This is a genomic window from Enterococcus sp. DIV0213h, assembly GCF_051711285.1.
Classification (GTDB): domain Bacteria; phylum Bacillota; class Bacilli; order Lactobacillales; family Enterococcaceae; genus Enterococcus_D; species Enterococcus_D casseliflavus.
The window spans coordinates 3,581,670-3,600,325 of record NZ_JBIOMH010000001.1; the positions used below are offsets into that span (position 1 = coordinate 3,581,670).

The 18,656-nt window shown below is 38.5% G+C and carries 18 protein-coding genes; 5 read left to right on the forward strand and 13 right to left on the reverse strand.

From position 1 onward, the window contains the following. Positions 1-294 precede the first annotated feature (294 nt). Both IGI77_RS16765 and IGI77_RS16770 read left to right on the forward strand, forming a co-directional pair. A complete protein-coding gene (locus IGI77_RS16765; RefSeq protein ID WP_438770385.1) occupies positions 295-1,026 on the forward strand; it encodes a MerR family transcriptional regulator in 732 nt (243 codons plus the stop codon). A 15-nt stretch (positions 1,027-1,041) separates the two neighbouring features. Further along, positions 1,042-1,368 (forward strand): YbjQ family protein, encoded by a 327-nt coding sequence (locus IGI77_RS16770; protein WP_142968639.1) that lies wholly within the window; start codon positions 1,042-1,044, stop codon positions 1,366-1,368. 161 nt (positions 1,369-1,529) lie between these two features. On the opposite strand, the gene IGI77_RS16775 is transcribed toward IGI77_RS16770, so the two are convergent. From IGI77_RS16775 to IGI77_RS16820, 10 genes are all read right to left on the reverse strand, one after another. After that, positions 1,530-1,922 carry a hypothetical protein gene (locus IGI77_RS16775; protein ID WP_438770386.1) on the reverse strand — a complete coding sequence of 131 codons (393 nt, stop codon included), beginning with the start codon at positions 1,920-1,922 and terminating at the stop codon, positions 1,530-1,532. A gap of 13 nt (positions 1,923-1,935) precedes the next feature. Next, entirely contained in the window at positions 1,936-2,229 is a 294-nt protein-coding gene (locus IGI77_RS16780; RefSeq protein ID WP_438770387.1) for a hypothetical protein, read from the reverse strand. 175 nt (positions 2,230-2,404) lie between these two features. Next, on the reverse strand, positions 2,405-2,611 hold the full coding sequence (locus IGI77_RS16785) for a hypothetical protein (protein WP_123833912.1): 207 nt from the start codon (positions 2,609-2,611) through the stop codon (positions 2,405-2,407). 113 nt (positions 2,612-2,724) lie between these two features. Next, positions 2,725-3,216: a helix-turn-helix domain-containing protein gene (locus tag IGI77_RS16790; RefSeq protein WP_438770388.1), complete on the reverse strand. Its 492-nt coding sequence runs from the start codon at positions 3,214-3,216 to the stop codon at positions 2,725-2,727. A gap of 409 nt (positions 3,217-3,625) precedes the next feature. Continuing rightward, positions 3,626-4,177, reverse strand: coding sequence for a hypothetical protein (locus IGI77_RS16795; protein WP_438770389.1), 552 nt, complete (start codon positions 4,175-4,177; stop codon positions 3,626-3,628). A 1,600-nt stretch (positions 4,178-5,777) separates the two neighbouring features. Further along, positions 5,778-6,401, reverse strand: coding sequence for an ABC-2 transporter permease (locus tag IGI77_RS16800; protein ID WP_311903580.1), 624 nt, complete (start codon positions 6,399-6,401; stop codon positions 5,778-5,780). After that, complete coding sequence (locus tag IGI77_RS16805) at positions 6,380-6,931, reverse strand: ATP-binding cassette domain-containing protein (RefSeq protein ID WP_438770390.1); 552 nt, start codon at positions 6,929-6,931, stop codon at positions 6,380-6,382. Before IGI77_RS16805 ends, IGI77_RS16800 begins: the two co-directional genes overlap by 22 nt. Next, complete coding sequence (locus tag IGI77_RS16810; RefSeq protein WP_438770391.1) at positions 6,900-7,145, reverse strand: hypothetical protein; 246 nt, start codon at positions 7,143-7,145, stop codon at positions 6,900-6,902. Before IGI77_RS16810 ends, IGI77_RS16805 begins: the two co-directional genes overlap by 32 nt. A 1,034-nt stretch (positions 7,146-8,179) precedes the next feature. After that, entirely contained in the window at positions 8,180-8,323 is a 144-nt protein-coding gene (locus IGI77_RS16815) for a putative holin-like toxin (RefSeq protein WP_438770392.1), read from the reverse strand. Positions 8,324-8,591: 268 nt separating this feature from the next. Beyond that, positions 8,592-9,488, reverse strand: coding sequence for a LysR family transcriptional regulator (locus IGI77_RS16820; RefSeq protein WP_015510574.1), 897 nt, complete (start codon positions 9,486-9,488; stop codon positions 8,592-8,594). Positions 9,489-9,604: 116 nt separating this feature from the next. Between IGI77_RS16820 and IGI77_RS16825 the strand changes: the two genes are divergently transcribed. Then, on the forward strand, positions 9,605-11,266 hold the full coding sequence (locus tag IGI77_RS16825) for a malolactic enzyme (protein WP_438770547.1): 1,662 nt from the start codon (positions 9,605-9,607) through the stop codon (positions 11,264-11,266). Between the two features lie 13 nt (positions 11,267-11,279). Beyond that, on the forward strand, positions 11,280-12,560 hold the full coding sequence (locus IGI77_RS16830) for a 2-hydroxycarboxylate transporter family protein (protein ID WP_005230514.1): 1,281 nt from the start codon (positions 11,280-11,282) through the stop codon (positions 12,558-12,560). A gap of 181 nt (positions 12,561-12,741) precedes the next feature. Here IGI77_RS16830 and IGI77_RS16835 read toward each other — a convergent pair whose 3' ends face one another. Then, on the reverse strand, positions 12,742-14,124 hold the full coding sequence (locus IGI77_RS16835) for a lytic polysaccharide monooxygenase (RefSeq protein WP_438770393.1): 1,383 nt from the start codon (positions 14,122-14,124) through the stop codon (positions 12,742-12,744). A gap of 277 nt (positions 14,125-14,401) precedes the next feature. Beyond that, positions 14,402-15,925, reverse strand: coding sequence for a flavocytochrome c (locus IGI77_RS16840; RefSeq protein WP_438770394.1), 1,524 nt, complete (start codon positions 15,923-15,925; stop codon positions 14,402-14,404). A 477-nt stretch (positions 15,926-16,402) separates the two neighbouring features. Between IGI77_RS16840 and IGI77_RS16845 the strand changes: the two genes are divergently transcribed. Beyond that, positions 16,403-16,822: a phosphate-starvation-inducible PsiE family protein gene (locus tag IGI77_RS16845; RefSeq protein WP_074934197.1), complete on the forward strand. Its 420-nt coding sequence runs from the start codon at positions 16,403-16,405 to the stop codon at positions 16,820-16,822. A gap of 15 nt (positions 16,823-16,837) precedes the next feature. Here IGI77_RS16845 and IGI77_RS16850 read toward each other — a convergent pair whose 3' ends face one another. After that, the gene (locus IGI77_RS16850; RefSeq protein WP_438770395.1) at positions 16,838-18,643 is read right to left on the reverse strand and encodes an ATP-binding protein; all 1,806 of its coding nucleotides are present in this window, start codon (positions 18,641-18,643) and stop codon (positions 16,838-16,840) included. Positions 18,644-18,656 lie beyond the last annotated feature (13 nt).

An 18,656-nucleotide genomic window follows, 5' to 3' on the forward strand; every position in this document is an offset into this window, starting at 1 on the left:
AACTATTTAATTTAAAAGACTTGCCAACCAAATGTCACAATCTCAAAAACATATTAGCACGCTTACATTGTTAAATCAAGCTACTTATTTAATTCTTTTATTTTTAGTGAAGTCCTTGCAGGGAATGATCGTTGTTTTTAATGAAGGAATATGCATTATTCTCATTATGTGTATATTCCCTCACACTACAAAAAACAACCGAGCGAATCTTGAATATAACCATCTAAACTTTTCTCATAAGCTATTGACTGTGTGGTTACCCGACACGATATACTTATCCTCAGGAGGCTGCTTATGAAATTACTTACAACAAGTGAACTAGCATCATTGTTTTCTATTTCAAAACACACGATTCGACACTATATTGATATCGAATTGCTCACACCAAAGGAACGGAATGAAAACGGGTATTTTTTCTTTGATGAAGAAAATGTCTACAAACTCTATCAGATTCTCGTTTTTAAAAATATTGGTTACTCGCTTCGTTCCATCAAAACCATTTTGCCCCAATCAAACATGGCACCTTTTTTTACTGAAGCCGAACAAACGATCCAAAAAAAGATCGATGAATTGCTGGCTATAAAAAATACCGTACACGCCGTTATCGAAGCCCAAAATTCCTACAAGTTAAACGAAATAAGTTTCTTCGAGAGGTCCGATCGTTATTTTCATTCGTTTCCAGAATCAGTTGTGGAAAATGGCGAGGTGGATTTGATAAAAGCCAATAATATGAATCTATCCTCTCTCGATCAAATTTTTTATGTTCATCGTGAAAATGTAGATATTCCTTGTCTTGAAAGTAAAAAGGAAGAAGGGGAATTTGCTTTTACTAAAGGGACTTATGCAAGTATGAGTTTTATCGTGGAGACGGAAGATTGTATCAAACAAAATATCGACCTTTTTTTAACTGACAAACTGCTGTCTGTCAGAAATATTTCTCAAAATCAACTCTTATTTTTTGAAAACGTCTATTGCTCATTAGCCTATAACAGCGCCACTATTTTTACTGTAGAAATGAAATTGTGAAAGAAGGAATCTATTATGTATTTAGTAACAACCGAGACCATTGCAGACCAAAAAATCAGTGAAGTAAAAGGAGCTATTTTTAATGAACAAGTGATTTCCGTGAACATCGTAAAGGACGCCATAAGTGGGATAAAAGGGATATTTGGTGGAAAATCTACTACCTATTCTGATGAATATTCTAAAGGAAGAAAGTTGGCTCTCGTGGAGTTGGAACAACAAGCGCATCGCTTATCGGCAAACGCCATAGTCAATACGCATATCAGCTACAATCAATTTGTAAATTCAGATATTATGTTAATTGTGGTGACAGCCAGCGGAACAGCGGTTGTTGTTGAAGACTAGAGAATTCTGCATGTTTCTATAAAAAGCGTTTCAAAATAAAGAAAACACGGTGCGGATCACCGTGATCTGATTTATTTTCATTGCGCTTAAAAGATCATTTATTTCATTAAAAAAGCGACCGCATAAAAACGGTCACTTCTGAGATCAAATGAAAAATTCTACTATAGCATTTGTTTTTTCCGATTTAATCGATGCTCATTTATTACAAAACCAACTATCCCTACCAATATAGCTACAACAGAAACGATTAGGTCATAGACAGTCAGGTCATGAAATCTAAGAACCGGCGCTACTAAAGTAACGAGGCTAAACAAAAACACCCGTTCACTTTTATGAAGATTTGGTTCATAAGTCATACTTGTCCAAGTGACACCAATAACGTTGTGACGAAGCAAAGACCCCCATAAAATGACCAGTACGAGGAAAGTGAGAATGATCATAAGTACCGCCGTTATGCCATAGTACTTCACTTGTCGTATAAGTGAGGACACTATAGCCAAAAGTAAATAAAGACCCACCAATCCTAACCGCCGCTTCTTTTTGCTAGTATTCATAGTCACACCCCCTCTAGACAAGATTTAAATAAATAACCAGAAAAATGACGAAACAAGTGACGGTCAGTTCGATTATATTTTCTGTACATCTCGTACGGTTCTTTAAAAAAATACCCGGAGCAGTCGATGAAAATTGTGAGCGATATTTTTGGGGGATAAAAAATCCTACTAATATTCCTACTAGGACCAAGTAGAAGGGCCAGTTCGGTGAGATCCCACGATTAAGAAAAGCCATAGCTAATGCAATCACGTAAATCACTACCTGAATAACCGTAATACTGTAAACCTTTTTTAACTCTTTCGACATCGTTGTGCCCTCCAGTAGAAGAAAAAAATCTTGATTGTAATAGAAGTGCTACGGCGTAACCGAGTTTTATAAAACTAACTGACCAGATTACAACATCCTTTTCAACCGCATAAGCTGTCAATAAAGCGAATCTGCCTCCCATTTGAAAGGCTGTTGTTGGCGGATTCCCTATCCGCTATCTCTCGGTTAGCTCATCCCTGAATTTCAGGAATAGCTCTTTCGCTTGTCCTGTGCTCATGTTTGTCAGATCTTTGATTTTCTTGACCATGCCAATATCATTTTCGTTTTTTGAAAGCATTTGTCGTGCCATTTCTTCTTTGATGTCTGCTTCTTCTTCCTTCGTTAAATTTCTGACTTCTTTCTTTTTACCAAATAATCCCATTCTGCTCTCTCCTTCTTATAAAATCCATACGCTTTTCACACCAGCCAGACTGCGCACGCTTTTTTATCTAAAATACCGTTTTTCTGTCCATGACTTGATTCCTATACCCTAATCTACCATTTCTGTCGGAATCGAGGAAATGGTTCGTTCTCTTTTTTATTTTTAGGGAAGATATAAAAATAAAACACGGAGCCAATGATGATCGCTGGCGGCACAGAGATGCTCAATAATTTTAAAGCGGTGGTTAAAAGTACACCAAATTTTTCTTGAATAGAAAGATTCATAATCCTGCTGAAGTCTTGATTGAACGAAGTTATGATCATCGTGACAAAAAAGATCAAGCAAAAACTAATCACCCCATACTTGATACTTACTTTTAAATCATCATTGTCTTTCTTAGTTTCTTCCAAAAGTAATGTTTCTAATGAAATATCCAATTCTTCGGCTAGTTTGATCATATTTTTTTTGCTAGGGTACGTAGCACCTAACTCCCATTTTGAGATCGTCTTGTCACTTACTTCTAATAATTCTGCGAGCATACTTTGCGTTAGCTTGTTTTTTTCTCTATATTCTTTCAGCTTCATTGCTAATATCGTTTCTTTCATTTCAACCACTCCTCATCCATTTCTACCCTTCATTTTGACATAAAACCTATCATTTAACAGGAATTCTTGAAAAAGAGAGTAGAATAGAGTGGATTTTATGGCTATTTCTGGCGATTTGCCTGAAACATACTACCGAATCCTTCCTTACAACAATAGTTGCTGTGCATTCTGATATCTTCTAAATAATATCAAACCAGAAATCATAAGCGTCTGTAAATAATTAAAGGAGATGCAAAAACTTCCAAGTTTTTGCCCTCCCTCATTTCTCAAGAAAATTTGTTAATAGAAGATTTTCTATCTATCATTCTTATTAGAAGAAACCAAAGTGCTTTTTCGCTTCAATGTATACTATATGATTCTATACATACACCAGCATTATAAACACCCTAAAAAAACCTAAGTCATTTTCTCATACACCAAAGTTGTGATAGAAGAATTGGATTAACGCTACAGTAGCTGAAAAAACAAGTAACAATATAGAACGATTAATTAATAGGAAATTTGACTTAGGTGTGTAATATCCATTATCTAACGCTACTTTCAATAAGTTTGTAGGATGATTGTCTAAATATTCTTTCCAAAACAATTCAATTTCGTTCTTCGAATATACTTTTTTTACATATAAAATAGCTATAATATCCGCTATAAGAGTTAACTGAAAAAAAATAAAAAGGACACTTAACCAGTACACCATTGATAAGAATGGCGTAAAAAAATATAGGAGTATGAATATGAATTGAAAAAAATACGCTAGGTGACGCAAGAAAAAACCAGTTTTAGGATTTTCTTTAAAAAAATAATTGGTTTGTTTTTTTAACAATCCTTCAGCCTCTTTTAAAGACATTGAGCCAAACTCATTTGCAATTTTTTGGTAAATTTGTTTATTTCCTTTTTCATTTTGTCTAATTAGTACACCACAAGCAATGAGTAACACCCAATAACATACTATATAAATAATCATTATATTATATTCCTCACTCACCTAATCTAATAATTTAAAATTCAAAATCATCCTTGTTACTCTTTTCGAATCGATTCAGCTCTCTTATTAATTATTAGCTTATATATTCACTATATTGATACCAGATTCAATGTTGTTAGTTAATGGAAAAACTAAGGTTGATTTACTGTGACTCTGAGAATTATTACTTCTATTATTATTTTGATTAATATAAAGTGACAACGTTAGTTCATCATCATTTCCATCGAGTAAATATGATTCTTCATCATATTTGTTCAATTCATTTTTCAGTTCTACAATTAATTGTTTATCAGCAATTGAGACTTTGTTTATATTCGATCTATCAATTAGTTCTTGTTTATTATCTGTAATAACTTCTGTAAAATAATGAACTGGAAGGTAGCTAACTTCTTTTTTTGGAATCTGATTATCAACAAAGTTGAGACCATTATTACACTGACAAAAATAATTTTTGATAGTTCTTTTTCATTATTAAACCCCTCAAGTAATTAATTATCTTGATTATATAAAAAAAACATGTCTTAGTCTAGATAACAGTTTGAAGATGTAATAAAACAATACTGTAAACGATTACTGATATAGAAGGGAAATACATTATTAGGTAAATTTTATAAAGTAGTTGCATCATCTTCATAAAAAAAACACTGCACTATTAGCAATGCTCTAAGAATACATGGATTAATAAATTTTTTAATTTACCTTATCTCTCACTAAAACAAATCGATTAATACCATCAATTTTTCGATACTCTCGGTCACAAGTTTTGCATAGATAATGTCCATTTGAGTAAAAAGAATTTTCTTTCCTTACCGTAATTTTTTCTAGATCACCACAATCGCATTCTATACAATCAGGTGGCCAATACCATCGTTGATTATACGGTGTAACAGGTACTTTCCCTTGGTCACCGTAACATTTCCGCTCAAAAACCATATGAATCATCCCATCGTGATAAAACACTATAACGTGTATATATTTATTATATAGTGTTTTTCAGAATAGACTTTTCTTGTTATAAATTTGTCTCTATAAGGGCCACTGGAACATTCATGCAGAAATTAGCAATAAGGAAAGTAGCATAGATTCTAAAAAAATTAGTTTTTGGCAATCAGTAAAATAAGTTATAAAATCTTATTATAACAATGTTTTATAGTTTCAAAAAGTCATTGTCAAAATGATTCTGAATAATCATTCCCAAAAACTACCGCTATTTTCTATACGGATGTTCCAGTGTCCCCTTAAACGAGGGATAAAAAAAGGATCAAAAACTATTAAGTTTCTGACACCTTTTTTATCCTGAAATACATCTTATTTGGTGACTAATAACGGGAAGTATAAATACTTCAACTTTTTAAAACGGTTCAGAGAAAATATCGTTGGCGCACTTTAAACATAAGATAGATGCATTTTGATTCTCTAAAGCCTTGAGGGATTTTTCTTGAGCGCTATTGATTTTGGGAGGAAATTGCCATTTAGTCCAACATGTTTCATAAGTACTTATTTCTTTCTTACATCTGTTACAATAAAATTTTTTTGACTTTACATCATACATGTTAAAGCTCCTTTAATCTGTATTTGGTCATTGGTTAACCATCTTTTTTGTAATTCTAAAAGATAGGTATATCGATATAAGCAAAAACAATAAACAAACTAAGAACAAGCAGAAAAAGAGAATGTAATTTGATAATTTAAATATTTCATTTATCATAGAAGTTTTCAATAAGTTTTGAACTAACATGAATATAACAATCAGTATCAGAAAAACGATTGAGCTTCCGTTTATTCCAGCTAAATAAACCGCTGGTACTAAAAGGGAAGTGTATATTACACTAATAGCTATTGATAATCCTATAACACTTAAGTATACCAAAATTGAGTATTGGTTGTAAAAAAGTAAAAATATAGAATCTACAATTAAATTGAATAGTGAAATAGTTGCTAGAACAACTCCCATAACAGTATATCTTGATAGGACTATATCCGTATATCTAATAGGCAAAGTAGTAGAAAAATAGTACCAATCGTCTTTATGATCATCTGTGAATAATGGTAGTACAATCGATACAGAAAAAAATATACTAATAATATTAGCTATTATAAGCCCAGTTTCTTTAAATATCAAAACAGCAGTAAAGTATATGATCAAAAATGAGATAACATAGATTATTTTAATCTTATTCCTTAAGGAATAAACACAGCACATCCAGTTTCCTTTGAAAAATCTGATATATAAGATAGTAATGTATTTCTAAATACGGGATCCAATCCATTAGTTGCCTCATCCAGCAACAACAATTTGAGCTTTCGAAAAAAAGCATAGGCAAAATTTAATTTCACTTTCATACCATGTGAATAATCTTCAATTTTTTTATCTTTTGGTAAGTCGAATTCCTTTATGTATGAAAAAAATAGCTCCTTGTTCCAGTTTTTAAAAACTTTGCTAAAAATAGAGTTTATATCAATAGGTGTAAATGATGCGTTGAAATGATTTTTGTCTAGAATAATGGCCATTTCTGATTTGTCTGTTTTTGTGTGCTGATCGCCCAAAAAAGATATTTCTCCATTGGACGGCTCTAAATTTTTAAATATTACGTTAAATAAAGTTGTTTTCCCTGCACCATTTTCACCTATCAAACCAACAATATTCCCACTGTAGATTTTAAAACTTATGTTGTTAAAACTAAAGTCGCTCCTCTCAAAATTAACATCTGTTACTTTCAAAATTTCCTGCATAGTAATTCTCCTTATTTAAATCATTAAAAATAGTGGTGATATATACTTCTACCAATGCACCTAGAAAAATAGCGATAATTCCTAATAATAAAATTAATTTTGTATTTTTGACGTTTGCCACATGATATTCAATACTTTTCAAACCAATAAGTGCACCCAAGAAAAAACCAAAAAACTCGATCTCTCCATGAAGTAGAACGGATACTGCACCCATTTGTAACATATCTTAGTTAGAAAAAAAGTAAAGAATAAGCAAATCCAGGATATACCATATAGAAATAATAAGTGTAAAATCTTTTTTACTTCCTTCTATTTTTTTGTAAACAGATATGCGAGTATGATTATACTGATAATTTCAAAAGGATTGACCTTGTTTATTAGAATATTTACTAAGTGATTATCCGACTTAATTAAACTATTCAATCCTATATAAGACTCTTTACTAACTCCAAAAATGGCGCCCAGAAATGTGTTCCTTATTTAGAAATAAATCATCCATTGTTGTTCCTCCTCTAATTGGTTTTGACCATTCATTCAGTAATTATTCAAACGTTAATTTTGCAATCTCAAAATCAAAATACGTTCCAGATACCCAGTCTACATGACCGCTATCTGTAAAAGTTTTGCGGATCACATCCTCTTCATCTTATAGTGCATGTATGGCATCAAGGATTGCCTTTGCTTCGTTCTCCTTAAAAATACCTAACTCTTCTTTTCTTTGCGTAAATTGCAGATTCTCAACCGTCGTAGCGTTACTTAAAAAGCCCATCAGGATAGAAAAATCCCCTTTTTTCACATAAACTTGTTTTACTAACTCACCGCAATCACATTTTGTCCAGCTAGGCAGCCAGTATAAGCGCCGATTGTAGGGCGTTATTGGTATTTTCCATTGTTCATTCAGTTTCTTCATGCACATGAAAGATATTTTAAGTACCCGATAGATTAATAATACCGAGAAAATGAATGGTTAAATTGCAGAACAATGGTGGTACTTAGACCTTTTTTAAGAAGGAAAAGCGATCTTTTTTACCCTCCACGTTCCAGTTGGCTCCACCACTTAGGAGGACAAAAAAATAGACGTGCAATAGCACGTCTGTAGCGTCAATGATTGATATCTCACCGAAATCTTGCTATAATTACTGTGTAAAAAGGAGTTGCGCGAACAACTCCCCTACAGCACCGTTTAAGACGGTGGCAAGTTTTATATTATTTTAGTAATCAGTCAACTCGCCAAAGTTTAGTGACTGGTTACTTTTTTTTGTCGTTTTTTGCTGCAGTTAGGATGCCAAAGGTAATCGTTGCGATTAAAGAACCGAAATTAATCATTAGCCCTAATGCTTCAGCTACAGACAAAAGGCTTCTCCTTTCTAAAGAGTGAACACTTACTTTCATAAGCACCACCACCTTTCAAAAGATAGCCACCGTCACAAACTTTACTGTCCTACTATTATACCAAAAATCCACGCTAAAAACCGAGAGTTATCAAGGTTTTTAGCGTTTTTTATGCGATAAGTACAGCCTAAATAAAGGAAGCTTTTTCTCGTTTCATCGTTTAAAGGAACCATTCACTCGTTTTATCTACTTTGAAAGATTTTTCTTACCTCAAGCATACATACCGACACTATTTTTCTCTGACCTTACCTCAAGAAATCCCCATTTCTCACCCTTCCTCCTCCCAAGACAGCTCATCCAAGATCCTGATCAACTTCTGGACCTCTTGATTCAACATCGCACTCTTTAAATAGGCATATTGAATATAAAAGATTTCCTTATCTTCAGGGACCAATGGTATTTTCACTAAGCCTTCCATTTCTTGAAACACAGGAAATTCCGTCATCAAGGTAATGCCGATATTGGAACTGACCAACTGACCAATCGTCTGAACGTCTGAAAAATAAAAGGGGACTTCGGGCTTCTTCTTTGATTTCTCACTTAAATTCTGAAAGGCGCGCATATGGGTATAGCCTTTTTCCAATAGGATAAAGGGATATTCGGCAGCTTCTTCGAATGAGATTTCCTTTTTTTCTGCCAATGGGTTTTCTTTTGACACAAAGATAAAAAACTCTTGTTGGTGCAGCAACTTCACCTGCAGATTCGGGTGGACGAGGGGATTGACACTGCCCAGCAAGCTAAAATCGATTTTTCCTGATAATAGTTTCGAAAGCAATTCATTGGATCCCCCAGATACTAAGTGGAAATTCGAAATAAAGCGGATGATCTCTTTTTCATCTAAGAGTTTTGAAAAAACTTTGGAACGAATGATCGGCGGCAAACCGATGTGGGTCCGGTTGTTTTTAGCATGGTCGATGGCTCGGTCCAAGGTCACAAATTCATCTAAGATATATTGCGCATGAGCCTTCAAAATTTCCCCCTCTGTCGTCAATGAGATGGAGCGATGAGAGGCTTCTCGAGCGATCAAATCACAGCCATAATGCTCTTCCAAGCGTTTGACAGCGTAGCTGACGGTTGGTTGACTGACAGCAAATTTATGCGCCACTTGCGTAAAAGAAAGCATCTCTGCCAAAGCGTTAAAGTATTCTAAATCTCGTATGTTCATCGTCTGATTTCTCCCTTAGCCGATTCAAGCTCACATCGGTTTTGTTATAAATAATTTTTATTATACCACCGATAGTTGACTATAATTCTGTCCGAGGATTAAAGTAGCTAATGGAAATGAACGAGTACTCAAAATACACCTATTGGAGGAACATAATGAAAGCACATGACATTTTAAATAACCCATTTTTAAACAAAGGAACCGCGTTTACACAAGAAGAACGAAAAGAACTAGGGCTGATCGGTTTATTGCCCCCACACGTACAAACGATCGAAGAACAAGCAGAACAAGCCTATTTGCAATATGTCACCAAAGAATCAGACATTGAAAAACGTCACTTTTTAATGGAGATCTTTAATACCAATCGGACATTGTTCTACTATTTGTTCAACCAACATATCGTTGAATTCAATCCGATCGTCTATGATCCAACGATTGCTGACACCATTGAAAATTACAGCCGCCTATTCGTTGATCCTCAATATGCAGCATACTTAGATATCAATCATCCAGAAAACATCGAAGAAACGTTGAAAAATGCCGCTGGCGATCGGGACATTCGCTTGATCGTAGCCACAGATGCTGAAGGGATTCTTGGGATTGGTGACTGGGGTGTCCAAGGTGTCGATATTTCTGTCGGTAAATTGATGATTTATACAGCAGCTGCTGGGATCGACCCTGCTTCTGTTTTACCAATCGTGATCGATGCTGGGACCAACCGTAAAGAATTATTAGAGGATCACTTGTATCTAGGCAATCGTCAAGAACGTGTCTACGGTGATGCCTACTACCAATTCATCGACCAATTTGTTCAAACGGCAGAATCATTGTTCCCTAAACTTTACTTGCATTGGGAAGACTTTGGCCGTTCAAATGCTGCAACGATTTTGGACAAATACAAACAATCAATTCCAACTTTTAACGATGACATCCAAGGAACGGGAATCGTTGTACTGGGCGGTATTTTCGGCGCATTAGATATTACAGGTGAAAAGTTAACAGATCAAATCTACTTATGTTATGGCGGTGGTTCCGCTGGTGCCGGGATTGCCAGCCGTGTCCATGCCGAAATGGTCAGCGAAGGTCTTTCAGAAGAAGAAGCCTACAATCATTTCTTTATGGTTGACAAACAAGGGCTTTTGTTCGATGATATGTCCGATTTGACTCCTGCACAAAAACCATTTGCCAAAAAACGGGCTGACTTTGCCAATGCTGGCGATATGACGCAATTGATCAATGTCATTAAAGTCGCAAAACCAACGATTTTGGTCGGTACTTCAACCAATGCGGGTGCCTTTACCAAAGAAGTTGTGGAAGCGATGTGTGAAAACACTGCTCGTCCAGTGATTTTCCCTATCTCGAATCCAACCAAAAAATTAGAAGCAACGGCTGAACAAGTAATCGAATGGTCTGATGGAAAAGCCTTTGTGGCAACCGGTGTCCCTTCAGGAACGATCCAATACAAAGGGGTCGACTACCAAATCGGTCAAGCAAACAACGCCTTGATCTATCCTGGTCTAGGGTTAGGTATGTTGGCTTCAGAAGCCTCTCTCTTGACCGACGAAATGATTGGTGCCGCTGCTCACTCATTAAGTGGTTTGGTTGATTTGAGCCAACCTGGTGCACCTGTTCTTCCACCATTTGAATACGTTGCGGACGTTTCTATCAAAGTGGCTGAAGCAGTTGCCAATAAAGCCAAAGAACAAGGGTTAGCCCAAGCGCAAGAAACCGATATGGCAAAAGCTGTCCAAAATCTTAAATGGTATCCAACATACTAGGAAGGTCTGAAAAATGAATAAATTAAAAACGATGACGATTTCGGGAATTAGTCTTCCCTTGTATCTCTTTTTCATGGTTGTCATATTCAGTGCGATTGCCTTAGACAAATTGCCATTAAATATGGTTGGGATCACCATTTTACTGGTTGCCTTAGGACACCTGCTGTATTTCATTGGGGAAAAACTCCCGATCATGAATTCTTATCTTGGCGGTGGGTCAGTTTTTACCCTGCTTGGTGCCACTCTTTTAGCCTCCTTCCATCTCGTACCCACGAAAGTCATTGACGCGGTCAGTGACTTCATGGGGGGCGGTTTTGGCTTTCTTGATTTCTATATTGCCGCTTTGATTTGCGGCTCGATTTTAGGGATGAACCGCAATTTGTTGGTGAAAGCTTCTACGAAATTCATTCCTGTTGCTTTGATCACCATGGTAGTAGGCTTTTTCTCCGTCGGCCTTGTCGGTATGCTGCTAGGCAATGGCTTTGCTGATTCGGTGATGTATGTATCTCTACCAATGATGTCTGGCGGGATGGGTGCGGGAATCACCCCACTTTCACAAATTTATGCTGATGGCTTGGCAAACGGCAATCAAGCTGCCATATTTTCTCAATTAGCGCCAGCAGTTACTTTCGGGAATATTCTTGCCATTATTGGTGCTTTATTTATCGCAAAGGCCTTTGCTAAAACCAAATACAATGGCCATGGCACCCTGATCAATGCCACCAAAGAAGAATTAGAAAAACCAAAAATAACGCTTGATGCCCAACAAATCGGGGTCGGGATGCTGTTTTCCTTCTCACTGTTGGTCGTTGGTGCGATTTTAAGCGACTTTTTCCCTAAAATTCACGAATATGCCTTTATGATCGTGATTGTCTTTATTCTAAAAGCCTTGAACATTGTCCCTAAGAAACTCGAAGATTCTGTGGTGATGTTCAACAATGTTGTGATGACGAATTTGACCCATGCGGTCTTGGCGGGGATTGGTTTGGCATTGATCGATCTGTCAACATTGGCTTCTGCCTTTACTTGGCAATTTGTCGTGCTTTGCCTAACCAGTGTCGTATCTATGGGGGCTGCCAGCTGGTTCTTCGGGATGGTATTGGGGATGTACCCCGTTGAAACCGCAATTGGCGCCGGTATGATCAACAACTCCATGGGGGGAACAGGCAATATCGCTGTATTGTCTGCCTCTGATAGAATGGAAATGATTGCTTTTGCCCAAATGGCCAACCGTTTATGTGGTGCGATCGTGCTGATTTTAGGTGGGATCTTGATCCGTTTCTTCTATTCTTGATCTAAAACAAAAAAACAGGTGCTGCTACGCATGATGCATAGCAGCACCTGTTTTTGCATTCCTCAAACGAATTCGTCCAATTGGTTGCACGAATCAAACAAAGGTTCAATCATTTCCTCATAAAAGAGTCAAAAAGAGCAGTGCCACCGCACTGCTCTTGCGTTACTGATTCATTCAAGGGTTACAGCTTCTGAAACAAGGTTGGTGCTTGATCAGGAGACCATGTTGTGTCCCCGTAATTTGAGTGGGTGTTGATCACGACATAATTGCTGCCTTTATGGCTCACGATTTCACCACTTGTATACACTTCTGGTGCAGAGAAAGTACCTAGTTTCCACACGCGGTATTCTGACTCCCCGCCTCCAGGTGTTTCCGTTTCTTCTTTGGCATTGGTTTTCACGCTCAGCTGGTTACTAAAGGCGGATTGTTCGCCCGTTTTGCTGATTGCTTTGATTTGGTAATTGTAGGTTGTATCCGCTGCTAGATTCGTGTCTTCATAGGTTGTTCCTGTGGCTGTAGCGATTTTGACGCCATTGCGGTAAACGTCATATCCAGCGATCCCATTTGTATGAGTCGATGCTTGCCACATTAAGGAAACGCTGCTGTCTGTCACGCTCATTTGGTGCAGGTTGCCTGGTGACGAAGGGGTTTCGACTTGATTGTCTGCTGAGGTAGTCACTTTCACTGCAGCACTTTTTTCTGAAACTAACGCCGTAAAGCCGACTGCTTCTACTTGATAGCTATAGGTTGTGTTGGCTTTTAATTGTGTGTCGGTAAAAGTTGGCTCAGTAGTCGTCGCCACTAAGGCACCATCGCGATAGACGTTGTATTCTTTCGCATCGGTTTGACCGTTCCATGCTAAAGCCACCGTGCTGCTAGTCACTCGTTCTGAGCGGACATTTGCTGGTGCTGCTGGTTTTTCGGGAATGACCGTTGAGCCGGAAACGTTGACGTCGATCACGTTATAAAAGGCATTTGGCGTATCGGCAACATCCCAGACCGCTAAAATGACATGGTAACCGAGACGATTTTCTGGAATGGTAATGGTATGGCTTGGGCTATTGCTGGCCGCCGAACCATCGTGATTCACAGTAGCGATCAATTCCAAGCTATCTCTTGAAAGTGGCGCGTTTTGATCCCAACCTGGTTTCGTGATATAGTAATGCCATTTTGTGGTCTTGTGAGGCGCTGTATAATGCCAATTGACCCGCAATGGTCCTTGATTGATGTCTTGTTTGGTCCAACGATTGGTTCCTTGTTCATCAAGAACAAAGTCCCCGATTTGTCCGAGTCCACCATCTGCCGAAGCGATGCGACCATCTACTGGTCCTGCTTCTGGAAAGCCTTTTTTGGTTTCCAATGATTGTGGGTTTGAAATGACATTGCCATATTTTTCAAACGCAGCGCTCCACCCTAACGTATTGCGATCCAAAGACCCTTGATAGCCCCGACTGACCGGTGATTCCACATAACCATGAGCAAATACTTGTTTTCCCGTGAAGAACAAGGTCCCTCCAAGTAAGATTGCCACCCCGACCGACCATTTTACCAATGCGTTTTTCATACTCTGCCTCCTAAAATTTTTTATCATCGAATAAACCAATTCTATCCGTTTATTCCTTGATTCCGATTCATTGAAAAGCAAATCCTACTGACAAAAACATTTTGTTTATATGTGAATTATAAATTATCAAATCATTATAAGATTATAATGACTAGTTTCCCGTCCTTTCAGTGAGAAATACAAAAAAACTTGAAACGATTCTCCTCCTAATCGCTTAAGAGGATTCGTTCCAAGTTTCTTTCTTTATATACGGTCTTTTTTAGGAAAAAACAGCCGCTTATTTCCCGTTTTCTTTCACATAGTCAGAGGATTGCGCGCCTGCTTGGCGACCAAAGACCATAATGTCGGCTACAGCATTGCCGCCGATTCGATTTTGTCCGTGGATACCGCCGGTCACTTCACCTGCTGCATACAAGCCAGTGATTGGAGTGCCATCTTCTTTCAACACTTGGGTCTTCGTATTGATTTTGACGCCGCCCATTGTGTGGTGGATCCCAGGTGCGATTTGAATCGCATAGAATGGCCCTTCCGTCAGATCATAGTCCATCGCCGTTTCACGACCGAAATCTTTGTCGGCTTTGTCTGCCACTGCTTGGTTCCATGTATCTAAGGTTTTCTTCAAGGTTGCTGGATCGACATCGATTTTTTCAGCTAAGGCTTCGATGGTATCGGCTTCTACCACTACACCTTGTTCTTTGTAGTAATCGACTTGTTTGGCTCTACCTGCTAACGCATTGTCAAAAATCAAGTAGGCATAGCTTTCTGGCAGATCTGTGATAGCAGCAGAAACATTGTCGCGGGTTTCTAATTCATTGTAGAAACGTTCCCCTTGTTGGTTCACCAAGATGGCGCCTTCTCCACGAACGGTTTCACTGATCAACATGCCTGTATCTTGAACTACTGTTGGATGGACTTGGATTTGATCCATATCAACCGTTGCGCCGCCTAATTCTTCGATCATCTTGATACCATCGCCTGTACTTCCTTCAGAAGTCGTGCTGACATAGCCTTTCAAGTCTGGACGGTATTTTTCGATCAGTTCTTTGTTGGAGCCAAAACCACCAGTAGTAACAACGACCGCATCGCCAGCGATTTCTTTTTCTTCGCCATTGATTTTTACGTTGACGCCAGTGACTTTGCCGTCTGTTTCATTGATTTTTGTCACATCAGCATTTACAAACAAAGGAATCTCTTGCTCATGAATGTTTCTCAATAGGCCATCCACTAAATACGTACCGACTGCTGAACCGTCGTGAGGACGATGGATCCGTTTTACACTGGCACCGCCGCTATAGCTGATATTGTCTAAAGTGATCCCCATTGAATCCAACCAATCAATCGCTGAAGCAGAGTTGTCTACTAAATAATGCAGCAGATCTTGATCGTTGGTTCCTTTGCCGCCTTTTAGGGTATCTTCAAAAAATAGTTCATTGGAATCTTCAATGCCTTGGGCTTCTTGGAACTTGGTTTCTGATGCGTTCATTCCGCCAGAAGATTTCAAGGTATTTCCGCCTGCGATCGGCATTTTTTCTAAAATGACTGGATTCATTCCAGCATCTTTAGCCGACAAGGCTGCTGCCATCCCTGCACCGCCAGCACCAACGATGACGATATCATATTGATCTTTTAACTCTGCTGGATCGTTATACTCTTGTTGGGAAGCACCTGAAGTGACTTCACTTTCTGAAGAAGAGCTTGCCGCACTGCTGCTGGCTTTTGTTCCGCCATCGGCGCCACATGCACTAAGCAACAATAATGAGGCTGCCCCAATCACCCATTTTGACCATCCACTTTTTTTCATTTGTTTCCCTCCGTTTTTCTTGCTCTTTTCTCCTCACTGATCCCCGTCATATACGATAAGAAAAGCAGCATTTTTCTTGCGAACTCCGTCAACTTGTTACTTTATTAACAATTGTAAATATCTTGCGATCGGACTATTTTTCTATTCGATAGCGATAAAAACATTGTTTAAGCAACATTTTAACAGCGTTCTATTTTATTTAACCATTGTAACAAAAAAAGAAACTAAGTGTCTCGTAATAATTTGTGTATATTTTAACTATTCATTCTCATCTTATTCTAATTTTACCAAAAAAAGATATTATATTTTCCTCGCTACTTTCTGCTATTGAAAGCTATCACAAAAGACATGCCCATAGAAGGACCGTTAAGCTTGCGGTCAAAAAGATATGGCCGCGATTGTTCTTTCTCTGTTCTTTTCCCTTTGTCCTACGCCTTCTTTTGTATAATAAAAGAAAAAGCAGAAATGGAGTGGCGAATGGAAAAATTGACCCGAATGTTCGAGCGAGTGATCAGTATTTGCATTGATAGCATGTTGGCGATCTTAGTCGTTGTCGTCTTGATTTTTATGGGAAAAGCGATTTTTATGATCAGTACGACGCTCTTTCCCTTAAGCGAAGCGCCCCACCTGTCCTTTTTGATCGAAGAAATTGCCACGTTATTCATTTTATTAGAAATCATTTTGATGTTGCTGCGGTATATGAAGGATGGACACCATATCCCTGTCCGTTACTTGATTCTGATCAGCATTACTGCGATTTTGCGCGAGTTATTGTTGACGCAAGGCATGGCGAACGATGCCCTATTTTTTGCTTTAGCGATCTTTGTTTTGGTACTCGTCTTGCTAGTCCTGCAAAAAATCAATGCCTTCCAACATACCCAGGAAAAAGACCACTGAAACCATCCCATTGGATCAATTGGTTTCAGCGGCTTTTTCGGGATCAGTTAGAGGGATACCAATATAAAAGGTGGTTCCTTTAGGCGTACTTGTAACATCAATCAGCCAATCGTTTTTTTCCACGATCGAAGAGACAGTGAAGAGTCCTAGACCAGTACCGCCAGTGGCACTCTTGGTCGTGAAAAAGCGGGTAAAGATTTTTTCTTGGATCGCTTCTGGTATGCCGGGACCGTTGTCGGCGATTTCGATCAAAGCAAACTCCTGTTGCGCGGAGAAAGCTTGCTTACGAAACAGAAAGGTGGCGCTTTCTGTCGAAGTGCGGCTCAATCGAATGCTGCAGTCAGCATTTGCTTGGTATACATTCATCAACAAATTGTAAATAATGACTTGCAGATCGATCTTCTCGTAGACGGCATATCCTACTTCTTGGATATCATACGTAAGGGAAAAGGCTTTTGGCAACAGTGCGCGCATAGTATCGATGGCTTCTGTCAAGGTAGTAGCGATCGACTGCACAGTTTTGTCGGCACTTTCGAGTTTTGAAAAACGCAGCACATTGCTAGATAACTCTTTGCCTTTTTCTGCTGCTTTGCAGACTTCTTGCAAGTCCTCCACTAAGACTTCATCGTGTTGGTTTTCCTCGATCAGCAATTGCAGATGACCAATCATGGGCGTCAAAAAGTTGTTTAGGTCATGGACGATCGAGGTCGTTAATAAGCCAATGGTTTCCAGTTTTGATTCTTGCAAAATGTTTTTTTCGATTTCGTGCTTTTCTTTTAACAGCCGTTGTCGTTCTTTCAATGCTTGGTTTTCGACATAGGCTTGATTGCGTTTCATGTAGTTTTTGATCAGGACCGTCAATAAAATCATAATGACAAACAACAAACCTAGTAGGCCGATCAAAATCAAGTTGTCTTGTAAAAAGAGACCGCTTTGCTCCAAAAAATCAGCATTGCTAGCGACGATCAGCCGACTGTCGCCGATGGTGATCCATTGATAAGCAGCCAATTTCAGCACTTTTTGCAGTGCTTCTTCGTTCCACCAATAAGAATAATAGACGGAGGTGCCTTCTTCATTGTCGATTTGTTCTTGCTCCAAGCGCTCAAGATCGGTGAAATCCAGCTCTGGAAATTCTTTTTTACGGCTTTCAACGATGGAAAAACCAATTTGTTCGTCCGATGGGTGCATAACGATCCGCATCTCGGCGTTTTTGACCATCGTATAGCCGGAGACATTGCGATCGGTGGTAAATTCATGATGGTACATGCGCTGCAGATTCAAAGGCATCACAAGAATCGCTTCTTTGTCGTCAAGGGTTAGGGACTGATACACATTTAGATAGGCCTGCTTGCCATCAAAATAAACTTGCCCATTTTGTACCTGCCGTCCTGCCAATACTTTGTCTAAGGATGGGTCTTTGAATAACAATTCTTGCAACGGCGGGTCTTCTGGTTTATTGACCGCCGTTGCGGTATTTTGGGCGATGACCTGACCTTGTTGGTCGATCAAAAACAATCCGACCATGGCATTGTTCGCAGAATTGATCACTGGTAACGTTAAGGGGCGCTGCAAATCAGCCAAGGCGGCGCCTTCAAGGTGGTCATCGGCATAATTGGTAAGAGCCATGTGGTACGATTCGATACTGCGGCTGATCAGCTTGATCGCCGCTTGATTGACCGTTTCCAACTGCCGCAACCCGACGGTTTCAGCTTGTCTTTGTGCGCTTTTATAACTTGTAAAGGTAAAAATAAGTCCAATCAGTGTAATGAATAAGGTAGCGACCACACTTAAATACAGCCAAAACTTTGATGGCGGTTTCATTGTAAACCCCTTT